Annotated in this window: 14 protein-coding genes; 2 read left to right on the top strand and 12 right to left on the bottom strand. The window is 60.1% G+C overall.

The window, feature by feature from the left end:
- Window positions 1-138: 138 nt before the first annotated feature.
- The 7 genes from AC07N4_RS25970 to AC07N4_RS25940 form a co-directional block, all read right to left on the bottom strand.
- Window positions 139-615, bottom strand: coding sequence for a translation initiation factor 2 (locus AC07N4_RS25970; protein ID WP_096820993.1), 477 nt, complete (start codon window positions 613-615; stop codon window positions 139-141).
- 78 nt (window positions 616-693) lie between these two features.
- Window positions 694-2133, bottom strand: a complete 1440-nt coding sequence (locus tag AC07N4_RS25965; protein WP_096820992.1) for an aminotransferase-like domain-containing protein — start codon at window positions 2131-2133, stop codon at window positions 694-696.
- Between the two features lie 200 nt (window positions 2134-2333).
- Window positions 2334-3146 carry an OmpA family protein gene (locus AC07N4_RS25960; RefSeq protein ID WP_249482814.1) on the bottom strand — a complete coding sequence of 271 codons (813 nt, stop codon included), beginning with the start codon at window positions 3144-3146 and terminating at the stop codon, window positions 2334-2336.
- Window positions 3143-3499 carry a DUF4398 domain-containing protein gene (locus AC07N4_RS25955; protein WP_096820990.1) on the bottom strand — a complete coding sequence of 119 codons (357 nt, stop codon included), beginning with the start codon at window positions 3497-3499 and terminating at the stop codon, window positions 3143-3145. Before AC07N4_RS25955 ends, AC07N4_RS25960 begins: the two co-directional genes overlap by 4 nt.
- A gap of 9 nt (window positions 3500-3508) precedes the next feature.
- Complete coding sequence (locus AC07N4_RS25950) at window positions 3509-4345, bottom strand: substrate-binding periplasmic protein (protein WP_493066366.1); 837 nt, start codon at window positions 4343-4345, stop codon at window positions 3509-3511.
- Window positions 4346-4425: 80 nt separating this feature from the next.
- Window positions 4426-5355 carry an electron transfer flavoprotein subunit alpha/FixB family protein gene (locus AC07N4_RS25945; protein ID WP_085710904.1) on the bottom strand — a complete coding sequence of 310 codons (930 nt, stop codon included), beginning with the start codon at window positions 5353-5355 and terminating at the stop codon, window positions 4426-4428.
- The gene (locus AC07N4_RS25940; protein WP_003226982.1) at window positions 5356-6105 is read right to left on the bottom strand and encodes an electron transfer flavoprotein subunit beta/FixA family protein; all 750 of its coding nucleotides are present in this window, start codon (window positions 6103-6105) and stop codon (window positions 5356-5358) included.
- A 525-nt stretch (window positions 6106-6630) separates the two neighbouring features.
- Between AC07N4_RS25940 and AC07N4_RS25935 the strand changes: the two genes are divergently transcribed.
- A complete protein-coding gene (locus AC07N4_RS25935; RefSeq protein ID WP_096820988.1) occupies window positions 6631-8295 on the top strand; it encodes an electron transfer flavoprotein-ubiquinone oxidoreductase in 1665 nt (554 codons plus the stop codon).
- A gap of 66 nt (window positions 8296-8361) precedes the next feature.
- On the opposite strand, the gene AC07N4_RS25930 is transcribed toward AC07N4_RS25935, so the two are convergent.
- On the bottom strand, window positions 8362-9252 hold the full coding sequence (locus AC07N4_RS25930) for an AraC family transcriptional regulator (protein WP_102620507.1): 891 nt from the start codon (window positions 9250-9252) through the stop codon (window positions 8362-8364).
- A gap of 191 nt (window positions 9253-9443) precedes the next feature.
- Between AC07N4_RS25930 and AC07N4_RS25925 the strand changes: the two genes are divergently transcribed.
- Entirely contained in the window at window positions 9444-10496 is a 1053-nt protein-coding gene (locus tag AC07N4_RS25925) for an NAD(P)-dependent alcohol dehydrogenase (RefSeq protein WP_493066365.1), read from the top strand.
- On the opposite strand, the gene AC07N4_RS25920 is transcribed toward AC07N4_RS25925, so the two are convergent.
- The 4 genes from AC07N4_RS25920 to AC07N4_RS25905 form a co-directional block, all read right to left on the bottom strand.
- Window positions 10493-11296, bottom strand: a complete 804-nt coding sequence (locus tag AC07N4_RS25920) for an IclR family transcriptional regulator (RefSeq protein ID WP_096820985.1) — start codon at window positions 11294-11296, stop codon at window positions 10493-10495. The two genes, AC07N4_RS25925 and AC07N4_RS25920, sit on opposite strands and share 4 nt — an antisense overlap.
- A gap of 60 nt (window positions 11297-11356) precedes the next feature.
- Window positions 11357-12667, bottom strand: a complete 1311-nt coding sequence (locus AC07N4_RS25915; RefSeq protein WP_096820984.1) for an MFS transporter — start codon at window positions 12665-12667, stop codon at window positions 11357-11359.
- A gap of 97 nt (window positions 12668-12764) precedes the next feature.
- Complete coding sequence (dgoD, locus tag AC07N4_RS25910) at window positions 12765-13913, bottom strand: galactonate dehydratase (protein ID WP_007908327.1); 1149 nt, start codon at window positions 13911-13913, stop codon at window positions 12765-12767.
- Between the two features lie 46 nt (window positions 13914-13959).
- Entirely contained in the window at window positions 13960-14580 is a 621-nt protein-coding gene (locus tag AC07N4_RS25905) for a 2-dehydro-3-deoxy-6-phosphogalactonate aldolase (RefSeq protein ID WP_102620509.1), read from the bottom strand.
- Window positions 14581-14595: the final 15 nt, after the last annotated feature.

Raw genomic sequence — 14595 nt, 5'->3', positions numbered from 1 at the left:
TGTTAAAGGGACGCGGAACAGGGTAACCGCTAAAACGGCTGTTTTAAATTCCCTGAACCGGGGTTTTTACGCAGAAACGAAAGTGACTGACCAGTCTCCGACAAAGCGTCTGGTCTGCGGGTCACGGATCGATTGAATTTACTGCTTGAATTCGAAATCCAGCGCAGCGCCTTCGACTTCGCGGCGCTCTTCATTGCGCAGCTGCAACTGCATTTCATTGCTCAGCAGACGACCGTTGAGCTGGAAGCCGCTGTTCTTCTCGCCAAACATCTGCGGCAGGATCGCTTCGCGCTTGGGCAGCGGCACGGTGCCAACCGGTTTCAACTGCTGAACCATGTCCTTGGGCAGGCTCAAGTCGAGTCTGGCCGGGGGTAATGGCGTCTTGGCCACTTCACTGGCGGATTTCGACTTGGAAGCGATCGGTGCACGTTTCTTGGCGGGGGCGGCTTTCTGCTGCTTTTCTTTCGCAGGAGCGGCTTTCTTGCTGGCAACCGGCTTTTTCACCGTGGACGCTGCTGTCGGTTTTTCCGAAACGGCAGCGGCCATGACAGCTGGCGCGTGACCGATCATCAACAGACAAAGCAAAACCCAGGCAGCAGGAAAAATCGCTTTCATGGAACCTACAACGCTAACGGCAGAGGGCCATATGCTCGCTTGTTGAACGCCACATGACAAGCGCGCCGCGCTGTCTGTTCAGAAACCGCCGGCCATTTCCTGACACAGTTGAGTCGCCAGCAGACCAAGCGTCATCAGCGCCCGTTCCGCTTCGCGATTCCACGGCGTGCCGCAGTTCAGCCGGATACAGTGGTTGAACTGCTCGGTATTACTGAAAATCAGCCCCGGCGCGATGCTGATGCCCTGCTGTAATGCGCGGACATGCAATTCCTGCGTGTTGACCCGCCCTGGCAGGCTCACCCAGAGAATGAAACCGCCCGTGGGCCGGGTCATTTGCGTGCCTTCGGGGAAGTACTGCTGCACCGCCAGCTGAAATGCGCTGAGGTTTTTTCGGTATTCCTGGCGGATGTAACGTAAATGCCGGTCATAACCGCCATTTTCCAGATAGGCGGCGATCGCCATTTGCGTGACGCTGCAAGCCGAATGCGTGGTGAAGGTCTGCAGACGCTGGATTTCCTGTTGATACTTGCCGGCAATCATCCAGCCGACGCGCACACCGGGTGACAAGGTCTTGGAAAAACTCGAACAGTAAATGACCCGATCCAGCCGGTCGTAGGCCTTGAGCGCCTTGGTGCGACCTTGCTCGAACATCAATTCGCCATAGATGTCGTCTTCGACGATCTGGATATCGAAGTCCGAGGCCAGGCGCAGCAATTGTTTTTGCCGCTCTTCGGGCATGGTGCCACCCAGCGGGTTACTCAGCCGGGTCGTCAGCACCAGCGCTTTGATCGACCATTGGTTGGCCGCCAGTTGCAGGGCTTCCAGACTCATGCCGGTGGCCGGGTCGCTGGGAATTTCGATGACTTTCAGCCCCAGCAGGTCGGCCAGTTGCAGCAATCCGTAATAGGTCGGTGATTCGGCGGCGATCAGATCGCCCGGGCGCGTCAGCACCCGCAGCGACATCTGCAAGGCATCGACACAACCGTGGGTAATCACCACTTCCGACGGGTCGACCACCACACCGGCGTCGCGCATGCGGATCGCCACTTGTCGGCGCAACGGCTCGAAACCGGGGCTGAACATGTAGCTGAAGGCGCGCGGGCTATGGAATCGGGTGACCTTGGCCAATTGCTGATGCAGTGCGCGCACCGGTAAATAATCGACACTGGGCACCGCTGCACCCAGCGGGAACACGCCTTCGCGGCGCGACTCGACCAACACTTGCTGAATGATGCTGGCGCGGGTGACCAGGCCAGGTCGTTCGACCCGGGCAATGTCCGGAGTCGGTGCGGTCAGTGCCGGGGTCTGGTGCACGTAGTAGCCAGACTGCGGCCGTGCACGGATCAGCCCCTGATCCTCGAGGTTGGCGTAAGCCTGCAACACCGTGGCATGGCTGACGTTGAGCTGCGAACTCATCTTGCGCACCGAGGGCACGCGCTCGCCCGGCTGATAGACGCCGCGGCGGATGTCTTCGGCCAGTTGTTGAGCAATACGTTGGTAGAGCAAGAGATTGGTCATGACGCAGCACTCGATATCACGGGCGTTTTATTTTTGTGTGAACAATACCGGAACAGTCTGGAAGTGTACTGGGACAGTTGCCATATTAGTCAACCATACAGTGCAGTGTCGGATAAATCTGTACTGCTTTGTGAGGTAATCGACAGACGTAAAAAAGCCCGGCGCTGCATGACAGGCCGGGCTTTCCAGTAACGCCACCCTCAGCGGGCGGCGCCGAGCTGGCCTTTTTCGTCGGAGAACACGATTTCCACGCGACGGTTCTGCGCACGCCCACGCTCGGAAGCGTTGGCGTCCACCGGGTATTCGTCGCCGTAGCCTTCGACCTGAATGCGTTTTTCGTCGATGCCCAGATCCGTCAGCACATCGGCAACCGACTGTGCGCGGTCGCGGGACAGTTTGAGGTTTTCCTGTTTGCCGCCGGTGCTGTCGGTGTAACCCTCGATACGCACCACGCGTTTCGGATTGAGTTGCAGGAACTGCACGATCTTCAAGACCACGCGATTCGCCGAGTTCTTCAGCTCCGCCTCGCCGGTGTCGAACAGCACGTCACCCAGGGTCATCACCAGACCACGGTCGGTCTGGGTGGTGGCGAGAGCAACGATCTGCTCTTCCAGCCATTTGCCCTGCTGCTGCACGCTCAACAGTTTGGACTCGCGCAGTGCCAGTTGCAGGCGTTGGCGCTCCAGCTCCAGCTTCGCCGCGCGCTCTTCGTTGAGCACCAGGTTGGTGTGCTCGCGGGCGATCTGGCTGTAACGCTGACTCAGATAGGAGTAATGCGCCACGTCCGAGCCACTGCCCCAATAAGTGGAAAGGCGATCGGCGCGGGCCAGGGATTCACCGGCACGAATCACGTCTTTCGGCGCGATACGCAGCACATTGGAATCTTCCTTGACCTTCTGGAAGTCAGCGCTGGCTTCCTGCAAGGCGGTTTCGCTGTGTTGGCCGGCGCAGCCATAAAGGCTGGCGCAACCCACGAGGATCAGAGTGCCGAAGGCTTTTGAAGTCAGGCTCATTGGGCATCCCCCAGTTGCTTGCGCAGACGGACGATGCGGGTATTGAGCACGTTCAATTGCTCTTCGCTCTTCTGGGTCAGCACCTTGGCTTCGGCCAGGCGTGCATCCAGCTCGGCCTGTTCGGCGCGCATCCGCGCGTTCTTGAAGGATTCGCCGGCCATGCTGCCTTTGGCCCGGTTGAACTTGTCTTCTGCCAGTTTCATTTCCGGCACTTCGTCGGCGGTGGCGCCGACGGCCTTGGCCTGCTCCAGCGCCTGTTCGGTCAGGCGCATTTGTTCATTGGGTGCCGGATCGCTGGCGCAACCGGCCAGGGCCAGAACGGCCAGGGCCGTGAAAAGAACTCGATTACTCACTAAGAATCCCTACTGTTTTGGGGCGCTGACAGGTGGTTGCGGCGGCTGTTGCTGCTGCGCCTTCCAGCGCTCGATGTTGCGTTGCAGCGCGGCTTCCGTCAGGCCGGACGCGGGCAATTCTGTCATCTTTTTGGCCAGCTGTCCGCGCAACCACGGATCGTTGCAAGCCGAGTTGTGGGAAAGCGCAAGGAACAGACCGGGCCGGTCAATCGGTTGCTCGAAGGCCAGCAGATCATTGGCCATGCCCAGGGCCTGCGCGGCCGCCATCCCCGAGTAGCGGCCGGCGAGTACATATTCCACTTCACCCAGCAGAAGTTTCTGCAGGGCCTGAGTGAGGTTTGTCGTACGGGTCAGGGTCAAATGCTGCTCGGCAAAAGTGCCAAATGCCTGGGTCATTCGAGACTTTTCCGACAACCCTCCTTGATGGCCCTGGAGATCCTTCGCTTCGCTGTAGACCAGGGTCGAGCCTTTGCGGGTCCACACCAGATAGTCGTTTTCCAGCAGAGGGGGATGGATGTAGTCGAGGTTTTCCAGCTCGTTGAAGGTCATGGGCGCGTCGGCCAGCATGTCCATGCGCCCGCTGCGCACTTCGTCGAGGGCCTGTGAGCGTTTACCGGCATAAAGCAATTCGACCTTGATGCCCAGATCCTTCGCCACTTGCTGCAACAGGTCGGCACTGGCACCGATCAACTGTTTGGGATTCTGCGGATCCTGCCAGAGATACGGCGGTGCATCCGGGCTGCCGGTGACGACCAGTCGCTCGCATTTGCCCGCTGCCATGGACAACCCCGGCAACAGGCTGGAACACAGCAATAACGAGAAGCCCAACCGGCGATGCAGATCCATGGCGAAACGCTCCCACTCAAATCCGAGACAAAAAAAAGCCCGACCAACAGGCCGGGCTCTTTATAAGTGAAGCCGCCGGATTAGACCAGCTTCTCCAGCTCAGGTACGGCTTCGAACAGATCCGCCACCAGGCCGTAATCGGCCACCTGGAAGATCGGCGCTTCTTCGTCCTTGTTGATCGCAACGATCACTTTGGAGTCTTTCATGCCGGCCAGGTGCTGGATCGCGCCGGAGATACCGACGGCGATGTACAGCTGAGGCGCAACGATCTTGCCGGTCTGACCGACCTGCATGTCGTTCGGTACGAAACCTGCGTCGACTGCGGCGCGGGAAGCACCAACAGCGGCGCCCAGCTTGTCGGCCAGCGCGTACAGGTGTTTGAAGTTGTCGCCGTTCTGCATGCCGCGGCCGCCGGAAACGACGATCTTGGCAGCGGTCAGCTCAGGACGATCAGATTTCGCAAGCTCTTCGCTGACGAAGCTGGAAGTACCGGCGTTGTGAGCAGCGGCAACCGCTTCAACGGCAGCCGAACCACCTTCAGCAGCAACCGGGTCGAAACCGGTGGCACGCACGGTGATCACTTTGATCGCAGCGGTCGATTGCACGGTAGCGATGGCGTTACCGGCGTAGATCGGACGCTTGAAGGTGTCAGCGCTTTCTACCGAGATGATCTCGGAGATCTGGTCAACGTCCAGCTGGGCGGCAACGCGCGGCAGGATGTTTTTACCGTTGGAGGTGGCGGCAGCCAGGATGTGGCTGTAGCCCTTGCCCAGTTCGGCGACCAGCGGAGCAACGTTTTCCGGCAGCTGATGCGCGTAGGCAGCATTGTCAGCGTTCAGGACTTTGCTCACGCCTGCGATTTTCGCGGCGGCTTCAGCCACGGCGCCAGCGCCCTGGCCTGCGACCAGAACGTGGATGTCGCCACCGATTTTGGCAGCGGCAGCAACGGTGTTCAGAGTGGCCGGGGCCAGCACTTTGTTGTCGTGTTCAGCAATAACCAAGATAGTCATTTAGATTACCTTCGCTTCGTTTTTCAGTTTCTCGACCAGTTCAGCCACCGACTTGACCTTGATGCCCGCGCTACGTGCAGCCGGCGCTTCGACTTTCAGGGTCTTGTTGGTGGAGGCGGTGGAAACGCCCAAAGCGTCCGGAGTCAGCACTTCGAGAGGCTTCTTCTTGGCTTTCATGATGTTTGGCAGGGACGCGTAGCGCGGCTCGTTCAAACGCAGGTCGGTGGTGACGATCGCTGGCAGTTTCAGGGAAACGGTCTGCGCGCCGCCGTCGATTTCGCGGGTCACGGCAACGCTGTCGCCGGAAACTTCGACTTTCGAGGCAAAAGTGCCCTGACCGTAGCCGCTCAGTGCTGCGAGCATCTGGCCGGTCTGGTTGTTGTCGCTGTCGATGGCCTGTTTGCCCAGGATCACCAGCTGAGGCTGTTCCTTGTCGACCACGGCCTTGAGCAGCTTGGCCACGGCCAGGGAAGTCAGGTCTTCAGCGGATTCGACGAGGATGGCGCGGTCGGCACCCAGAGCCAGTGCGGTACGCAGCTGTTCCTGAGCGGTGGACGGGCCGATGGAGACGACGACGATTTCAGTCGCAACGCCTTTCTCTTTCAGGCGTACGGCTTCTTCCACTGCGATTTCGCAGAATGGGTTCATCGACATCTTGACGTTGGCGAGGTCTACGCCGGAATTGTCCGCCTTGACGCGAACCTTGACGTTGTAATCCACAACGCGTTTGACAGCTACAAGAACCTTCATGGATTCCTCGTTACTCTCCGGTGAAAAGAAAGTCGCCTAGGCGAACCTGGCGGTTGATGCTCATCGGGCACAAGGGCACCTCTAAAAACGCCGGCTGAGCGGGATGACCGTTCGTCAGTCGTGACCGACGAGTCATGCCGCTTCGCGGTGTGTAAACTGCGCGCCGAACCTGCGCTGCGCATCACCGGTTACCGCCTACGCCCTGTCTTTAGAGGTGCTCTTGAAACCACCATTCAGCCTACGGCGAGCGCAAAACCGCCCGTATCTTGACCGGAACGCCCATTCTGGTCAATACGCCAAAATGCCCTGTCATAAGCCGCGCTTCTTTGATTTCTCTGGGCTGGAGCCGATTCAAACAAACGTTTGTATTGGACGCTAAGAGTGGTGTAGATATAATGCGCCGCCTAGAGAGAAAGGTGGTTTGCCCATTATTAGCCTTGACGTTAACGTAAAGGCAATAACGGATACGACACCGAACCTCCAAATTAGAAAAAAAACTGTTGAGCCTTGAGTAGGAGATAGCCTGTGGAACGCGAATACATGGAATTCGACGTGGTCATCGTCGGTGCCGGCCCCGCTGGCCTGTCCGCCGCCTGCCGTCTGAAGCAGAAGGCCGCCGAAGCCGGTAAGGAAATCAGCGTCTGCGTGGTCGAAAAAGGCTCCGAAGTCGGCGCACACATCCTTTCCGGTGCCGTATTCGAACCACGGGCCCTGAACGAACTGTTCCCGGACTGGAAAGAGCTCGGCGCCCCGCTGAACACGCCAGTCACCCGCGATGACATTTTCGTGCTGAAAAACGCCGAAAGCGCGCAGAAAATCCCTGACTTCTTTGTGCCCAAGACCATGCACAACGAAGGCAACTACATTATTTCCCTCGGCAATCTGTGCCGCTGGCTCGCTCAGCAGGCCGAGAACCTGGGCGTGGAAATCTACCCGGGCTTCGCCGCTCAGGAAGCACTGATCGATGAAAACGGCATCGTGCGCGGGATCATCACCGGTGACCTCGGCGTCGACCGCGAAGGCCATCCGAAAGAAGGCCTGTACACCCCGGGCATGGAACTGCGTGGCAAATACACGCTGTTCGCCGAAGGCTGCCGTGGCCACATCGGCAAGCAACTGATCAAGCGTTACAACCTCGACAGCGATGCCGATGCCCAGCACTACGGCATCGGCTTGAAGGAAATCTGGGAAATCGACCCGGCCAAACACCAGCCAGGCCTGGTGGTGCACACCGCCGGTTGGCCGATGGACATCATGGGCACCGAGAACACCGGCGGCTCCTTCCTCTATCACCTGGAAAACAACCAGGTGGTGGTCGGCCTGATCGTCGATCTGTCCTACAGCAACACCTACCTGTCGCCGTTCGACGAATTCCAGCGCCTCAAGCATCACCCGGTGCTCAAGCAGTACCTGGAAGGCGGCAAGCGCATCAGCTACGGCGCCCGCGCCATCTGCAAGGGCGGCCTGAACTCGCTGCCGAAAATGGTCTTCAAGGGCGGCGCGCTGATCGGTTGCGACCTCGGCACCCTGAACTTCGCCAAGATCAAGGGCAGCCACACCGCGATGAAGTCCGGCATGCTCGCCGCTGAATCCGTGGCCGACGCACTGTTCGCTGACAAGGACGGCACCGAAGAGCTGACCACCTACGTCGACGCCTTCAAGAAGAGCTGGCTCTACGAAGAACTGTTCGCCAGCCGCAACTTCGGCCCGGCGATCCACAAGTTCGGCGCCATCGTCGGCGGTGGTTTCAACTGGCTGGACCAGAACATCTTCGGCGGCAAACTGCCGTTCACCCTGCACGACACCAAGCCGGACTACGCCTGCCTCAAGCTCGCGGCCGACTGCAAGAAGATCGACTACCCGAAACCCGACGGCAAGATCAGCTTCGACAAGCTGAGCTCGGTGTTCATCTCCGGTACCAACCATGAAGAAGAACAGCCGTGCCACCTGAAACTGACCGACCCGACCATCCCGTTGAGCCGCAACCTGCCGATGTACGACGAACCGGCGCAGCGTTACTGCCCGGCCGGCGTGTATGAAGTGATCACCAAGGAAGACGGCGAGAAGCGCTTCCAGATCAACGCCCAGAACTGCGTGCACTGCAAGACCTGTGACATCAAGGACCCTTCGCAGAACATCACCTGGGTGACGCCGGAAGGCGCTGGCGGCCCGACTTACCCGAACATGTAAGTCGATCTGCAGAACATCAAGGCTCCCTATATGGGGGCCTTTTTGTTGCCTGGGATTTGTAAAAGATCAAGCCGCGCGCTCATCCCCCGGGCTGCGTTCGAAATAGCGCTTGTACTCGCGACTGAACTGCGACGTGCTCTGATACCCCACCCGATGCGCCACCTGCGCGACACCCAGCCCCTCGGCGATCAACAACGTCTGCGCCTTCAACAAACGCAAACGCTTCAGATACTGCACCGGCGACAGCAACGTGCTGCGTTTGAAGTGTTCGTGAAAGGTCGAAACGCTCATGTTCGCGCAACTGGCCAATGTCTCGACGTTCAACGGTTCGGTGTAGTGCGAATGCAAATGGCTGATCGAAGCCGCCACCCGGGCAAACTGCCCCTGCTGCTCCACCAGCGCCCGCAATACATCAGCCTGTGGACCGCGCAACGCGACGAACAACAACTCCCGCACCCGCGCAGGCCCGAGAATCTGGCACTCCAGCGGATCGTGCAGACAGCGCAGCAAGCGTTCGACGCAACCGCGCATGTCATCGTCGAGCACCACCGAGGTCATCGACTCCGGTGTCTGCGCCGGAATATGCCGCCCCGGCGCCAGGCCCATGGCCAGCACCAGCTCACCGAGCAACACCCGGTCGATCGCCACCGATACGCCGAGCAACGGCGCGTCCGGCAACGCATAGGTTTCGCACTCGAACGGCACCGGCAACGCCTGGATCAAGTAATGCCCGGCACCGTATTCCATGGTGCGCGGCCCCAGATACGCCAGTTTGCTCCCCTGGGCGATGATCATCAGGCTCGGTTCATAAATGTGCGGGCCACGGGCAACGTCGCAACTGGCGCGCAATACCTGCACACCCGGCAGCCCGGTCTGGCTGTAACCATCGCGCAGCGCCAGCGGTTCGATCAGCGAAACCAGCATGGCATTGGCATCAAGGTGACGGGTCAATTGCATCGGGTGGCTCTTCAGAAAAAATCACGGAAAAAGGGATAAAAGCATCATCGCAGATCCTTTTGCCAATGCGACCGATCAACCCCGCATGCCGGAGGATTAGGCATGACACCCGGAGGAATCGCCATGGCCGGACGACCGGACGGCGCCCAGAATGCGCCGCCTCACTTGTCACTGCTTTTGCGAGGTTTCACATGTACACCGCCATCGGCTATGCCGCTCAAACGGCCACCACCCCCCTCGCCCCGATGAAATTCGAACGCCGCAGCCCTCGTGCCGACGATGTCGCCATCGAGATTCTGTACTGCGGCGTCTGCCACTCCGACATCCATCAGGCGCGCAACGAATGGGGCATCGCCGTTTACCCGTTGATGCCCGGCCACGAGATCGTCGGAAAAGTCACCGCTGTCGGTGCGAACGTCACCAAACACAAAGCAGGAGATTTGGTCGGTGTCGGCTGCATGGTCGATTCCTGCCGCACCTGCGAAGCCTGCCAGTCGAACCTTGAGCAATACTGCCTCGAAGGCCCGACCATGACCTATGCCACACCCGACCGGGTCGATGGCAGCAACACCATGGGCGGCTATTCGGACAGCATCGTGGTCAGCGAACACTTCGTGGTACGCATCCCCGAGAAGCTTGATCTGGCGGCCGCCGCACCGATTCTCTGCGCTGGCATCACCACCTACTCGCCACTCAAGCACTACGGTGTAAAGGCCGGCGACAAGGTCGGGATTCTCGGCATGGGCGGCCTCGGTCATATGGGCATCAAGTTCGCCAAGGCGATGGGCGCCGAAGTGACGCTGTTCACCCGTTCGGCGAGCAAGGCCGAGGAAGGTCGTCGTCAAGGCGCCGATCACGTCATCGTCTCCACCGACGAAGAACAGATGAAAGCCGCAGCCGGTCGTTTCGACTTCCTGCTGGACACCATTCCAGTGCAGCACGACCTCAACCCGTACCTCGACACCCTGCGCTTCGACGGCGTGCATATTCTGGTGGGTCTGATCGAACCGATCGATCCGCCGGTTCACGCCGCCAAACTGGTATTGGGCCGTCGCGTATTGGCCGGCTCGCTCATCGGTGGCGTCGCCGAAACCCAGGAAGTGCTGGATTTCTGTGCCGAGCACAACATCACTTGCGACATCGAAATGCTCGACATCCGCCAGATCAACGAGGCCTACGCCCGCATGATCGCCGGTGATGTGAAGTACCGTTTCGTGATCGACATGGCGACCCTGAAGCTTTAAACCTTCAGGCCAAGCTCCGCCGAAAGCCGGGTTGTGACCCCTTTGATCAGGGGAATCAGCTCGGCCATTTTTTCCAGCGGCATATACGGCACGGTGCTGGCGATGCTGATCGCCGCGACGATGCGCTTGCTCGCGTCGCGGATCGGCGCCGCCACGCAACGGATCGACGGTTCGTTGTCTTCCAGATCGAACGCGTAGCCGCCGGCCACGTACTCGGTCATCCGCTGCTCCAGCTGCTCCCACGACTGCTGGGGATGCTGCGGCCAGAATTGACTTTTCCCACCCGCTGGCAGGCTGATGTCGTACAGACGCTGCCAATCCTGCGGCGCGTCATCCAGCATCAAGGCCTTGCCGATCCCGGTCCGCGCCAGCGGCATGCGATGGCCGACCCGCGAGCGCATTTCCGGGCCGTTGCGCCCCGGATTCTTCAACAGGTACAACACTTCGTCGCCTTCACGAATCCCCAGGTGAACGGTATCGCCAGTCAGCGCCGACAACTCGTCCAGATAAGGCCCGGCCAGGGTCACCAGCGGCAACTCTTCACGCGCCTGGAAACCCAGTTCGATCAGCTTCGGCCCCAGCAGATAACCGACTTGCGGCACGACGCGCAGGTAACGCTCGTCCACCAGGCAACTGGCCAGACGATGGGTGGTGCTGCGCGTGGTACCGATCAGGCGGGCGATCTCTTTGAGATCGCGGGCGCCACTGGCGACGGCCTGCACCACACCCAACCCGCGAAGCAGGGTCTGGGTGCCGGTCGGCGCGGCGTCCTTGGCGGTTTTTGGGGCGTCTTCCTGCATATCCAGCCTTTAGCGTTGAGCGAGGGAACGGGCGGCATTATGGTCGCCCGACAGGGACGACTACAACTCGATGCGCTCGACCTTGCCCACCAGCAGCACGTAGGACAAAGCACCAATCAATGCCAGAACCGCGATGTAGGTGATCGCCGGAGCGAACGAATCGCCGCTGGCCAGAAAGCCGATGACAATCGGCGTGGCAATCGCCGACAGATTGCCGATGAAATTGAACACCCCGCCGGTCAAGCCCAGCAGCCGCGCCGGCGCCAGTGTCGACACCAGCGACCAGGTGATCGACGCCAGCCCATTGCCGAAAAACGCCAGGGCCAGGAAAGCAATCACCAGCGGCGTCGATTCGACGAAGTTGGCGCCGATGATCGAGGTGGAAATCAGCAGGCCACCAATGATCGGCAATTTGCGCGCAAACCCGACGGTACAGCCACGGCGAATCAGGAAGTCGGAAAAGAACCCGGAGCACAGCACGCCGATGAACGCAGCGAGAAACGGCAGAGACGCCAGCAGTCCGGACTTGATGAAGTCCATGCCGCGATATTTCACCAGATAGGTCGGGAACCATGTCAGGAAAAACCACAGCGTCGAGTTCAGGCAGAACTGGCCGAGGTAAATTCCCCACAACTTGCGTTTGCTGAGGACGATGCCGAGATCGGTCCAACTGAATTTCGCTTTCACTTTGGCGGCTTCGGCGGCGATGTCCACCAGCCCTCCGCCCTCACGGATCAGGTCGATTTCACCTTCGTTGGCGCCTTTGAAATCACGCGGTTCGCGATACACCGCATACCAGATCGCGGCCCAGACAATGCCCACCGCCCCCGTCACGACAAACACCATGTGCCAGCCAAACTCATGTTGCAGCCAGGCCAGTACCGGGGTCAGAAACGCCAGCCCGACAAACTGCCCGGAGGTGTAGAAACCGATCGCTGTGGCACGTTCGCGCTCGGGAAACCAGGTCGTCACCACGCGGCTGTTGATCGGATACGCTGGCGCCTCCAGTGCACCGACCGCCATGCGCAGCACGAACAGGGCGATGAAACTGGCGGCGAACCCGAGCATCACCGTGGCCAGCGACCACAACAGCAGCGCGACGCTGTACAGGATGCGCGGTGGCACCCGATCCACCAGCCAGCCGCCGGGAATCTGCATGGCGGCGTAGGTCCAGCCGAACGCGGAGAAGATCAGTCCGACATGCACCGGGTCGATGCCCAGCTCGGTGGTGAGCGCCGGGGCGGCAATCGACAGATTGCTGCGGTCGAGGTAGTTGATGACCACGGTGATGAACAGCAACACCATGATAAAAAAACGCTTGCGGCTGGGCGTGACTAACGTCGCTTGCCCGGTGAGGGTTTGCGGTTGCATGGGGAGAACCTCTTCTTATGTTTATTGAGGTTGGCCTGAGGCCTTGAGTCGTTCCCGCGCTCGGCACGGGAACGATCAGATGTGCTGAGTCAGCCACTCACCACTCGGCAAAACTGCCATCGGCATGACGCCAGATCGGATTACGCCAGCGGTGGCCGACCGCCGCGCGTTCGATCACGTATTCCTCGTTGATCTCGATCCCCAGGCCCGGGCCGTTGGGGATTTTCACGAAGCCCTTGTCGTAGTCGAACACCCGCGGATCCTTCACATAATCGAGCAGGTCATTGCTCTCGTTGTAATGGATGCCCAGGCTCTGTTCCTGGATAAACGCGTTGTAACAAGCGGCGTCCAGTTGCAGACACGCCGCCAGTGCGATCGGCCCCAGCGGGCAGTGCAGTGCCAGCGCCACGTCGTAGGCTTCGGCCATGTTGGCGATCTTGCGGGTCTCGGTGATTCCGCCGGCGTGGGATGCGTCCGGCTGGATGATGTCGACGTAACCTTCGCTCAACACCCGTTTAAAGTCCCAGCGCGAAAACAGCCGCTCGCCGAGGGCAATCGGGGTGCTGGTCAACGGTGCGAGTTCTTTCAGTGCTTCGTAGTTTTCGCTGAGCACCGGCTCTTCGATGAACATCAATTTGTACGGGTCGAGTTCCTTCATCAGCACCTTGGCCATGGGTTTGTGCACGCGGCCATGGAAGTCGACGCCGATGCCGACGTTGGGCCCGACCGCATCGCGCACTGCCGCGACATTGGCCAGCGCCAGATCGACTTTCTCGAAGGTATCGAGGAATTGCAGTTCCTCGGTGCCGTTCATTTTCACCGCGGTAAAACCGCGACTCACCGCCTCTTTCGCGGCCCGCGCGGTGTCCGCAGGACGGTCGCCGCCGATCCACGAATAAACACGGATCTTGTCCCGCACCTGACCACCAAGCAGATCACTCACCGACACACCAAGCGCCTTGCCCTTGATGTCCCACAACGCCTGGTCGATGCCGGCCAGTGCGCTCATGTGGATCGCCCCACCCCGATAGAAGCCGCCGCGATACAACACGGTCCAGATGTCTTCGATGTTGCGTGGGTCTTTGCCGATCAGGTAGTCGGACAATTCCTCGACCGCTGCCGCGACGGTGTGGGCGCGGCCCTCGACCACGGGCTCGCCCCAACCGGTCACGCCCTCGTCGGTTTCGACTTTCAGGAAGCACCAGCGCGGCGGGACGATGAAGGTGGTCAGTTTGGTGATTTTCATCTTTTTGTCTCTCTTATAGATGCAGCGCACGCAGCGCCAAAAAGTCTTAGCGAAGGGCTTTCCAGGCCGCCACGTAGGCCTTGGCATTGGCCGCCACTTGCTCGGTCGTCATGCCCGGTTTGAACAACCCGGAACCGAGGCCGAAGCCTTTGACGCCGGCATCGATGAACGCCTGCATGTTGTCCGGGGTAATGCCGCCGACCGGCGCCAGAATCGTCCCGACGGGCAACACCGCCAGCCACGCTTTCACCACTGCCGGCCCCATCTGCTCGGCCGGGAACAGCTTGAGAATGTCCGCGCCCTCCTCCAGCGCCGCAAAGGCTTCGGTCGGCGTGGCAACACCCGGCGACAGGTACAGCCCCGCCGCTTTCGCTGCCCGCAACACCTTGGCATCGCTGTGGGGCATGACGATGACCTGGCCGCCTGCTTCCTTCACTAAATCCACCTGTTCCGGCGTCAGCACCGTGCCAGCACCGATCAGGCAATCGGCGGGCAGGGTCTTACGCAGGATGCGAATGCTTTCGTACGGCGCGGGGGAATTGAGCGGTACTTCGATGACGCGAAATCCGGCCGCATACAGGACTTCTCCGACAGCAGCGGCTTCCTGCGGATGCAGGCCGCGCAGGATCGCGATCAGACCGTTTTGCGCCAGTGCTTGCTTGAGCATGTCAAGCCTCCAGTC

The sequence above is a fragment of the Pseudomonas sp. GW821-FHT09E04 genome, assembly GCF_059416185.1.
Note: the sequence above shows the minus strand (reverse complement) of the source record. Positions and strands in the feature narration are given on the sequence as shown.

Excerpts from the sequence above, each read along its gene's own strand:
- AC07N4_RS25960 (WP_249482814.1), bottom strand. The coding sequence starts at position 3,146 with ATGAGCCTGACTTCAAAAGCCTTCGGCACTCTGATCCTCGTGGGTTGC.
- dgoD (WP_007908327.1), bottom strand. The coding sequence starts at position 13,913 with ATGAAAATCACCAAACTGACCACCTTCATCGTCCCGCCGCGCTGGTGC.
- AC07N4_RS25925 (WP_493066365.1), top strand. The coding sequence starts at position 9,444 with ATGTACACCGCCATCGGCTATGCCGCTCAAACGGCCACCACCCCCCTC.
- AC07N4_RS25915 (WP_096820984.1), bottom strand. The coding sequence starts at position 12,667 with ATGCAACCGCAAACCCTCACCGGGCAAGCGACGTTAGTCACGCCCAGC.
- AC07N4_RS25945 (WP_085710904.1), bottom strand. The coding sequence starts at position 5,355 with ATGACTATCTTGGTTATTGCTGAACACGACAACAAAGTGCTGGCCCCG.
- AC07N4_RS25970 (WP_096820993.1), bottom strand. The coding sequence starts at position 615 with ATGAAAGCGATTTTTCCTGCTGCCTGGGTTTTGCTTTGTCTGTTGATG.
- AC07N4_RS25950 (WP_493066366.1), bottom strand. The coding sequence starts at position 4,345 with ATGGATCTGCATCGCCGGTTGGGCTTCTCGTTATTGCTGTGTTCCAGC.
- AC07N4_RS25920 (WP_096820985.1), bottom strand. The coding sequence starts at position 11,296 with ATGCAGGAAGACGCCCCAAAAACCGCCAAGGACGCCGCGCCGACCGGC.
- AC07N4_RS25905 (WP_102620509.1), bottom strand. The coding sequence starts at position 14,580 with ATGCTCAAGCAAGCACTGGCGCAAAACGGTCTGATCGCGATCCTGCGC.
- AC07N4_RS25930 (WP_102620507.1), bottom strand. The coding sequence starts at position 9,252 with ATGCAATTGACCCGTCACCTTGATGCCAATGCCATGCTGGTTTCGCTG.
- AC07N4_RS25940 (WP_003226982.1), bottom strand. The coding sequence starts at position 6,105 with ATGAAGGTTCTTGTAGCTGTCAAACGCGTTGTGGATTACAACGTCAAG.
- AC07N4_RS25965 (WP_096820992.1), bottom strand. The coding sequence starts at position 2,133 with ATGACCAATCTCTTGCTCTACCAACGTATTGCTCAACAACTGGCCGAA.